Consider the following 227-nt stretch of genomic DNA (forward strand, 5'->3'; position numbering starts at 1 on the left):
GCCGGTGATGACGATGTCGACCGTGGTGGTCGAGCCATCGCTCAGCGTGACGGTGTACTGCTCGGTGACAGTCTCGCCCGCGGCCAGCGCCTGAGTCTCGGTGGCGTCGTTGTCGAGGGTGTAGGTCCACTCGCCAGCCTCGTTGACGCTGAAGCTGCCGTAGACACTGCTGTCATCGGTGTCCGCCTCGAAGGTCGGCGCGGTGCCGTCCACGTCGGTGGCGGTCA

The 227-nt window shown here is 66.5% G+C and carries 1 protein-coding gene; it reads right to left on the bottom strand.

Going from position 1 to position 227, the window contains the following annotated elements; translation table 11 throughout:
• Positions 1 to 227, bottom strand: a 227-nt coding sequence (locus tag QD280_RS17840; RefSeq protein ID WP_279840159.1) for a VCBS domain-containing protein, incomplete at both ends; no start/stop codon positions are given.

The organism is Cobetia sp. 1AS1 (assembly GCF_029846435.1).
Classification (GTDB): Bacteria; Pseudomonadota; Gammaproteobacteria; order Pseudomonadales; family Halomonadaceae; genus Cobetia; species Cobetia amphilecti.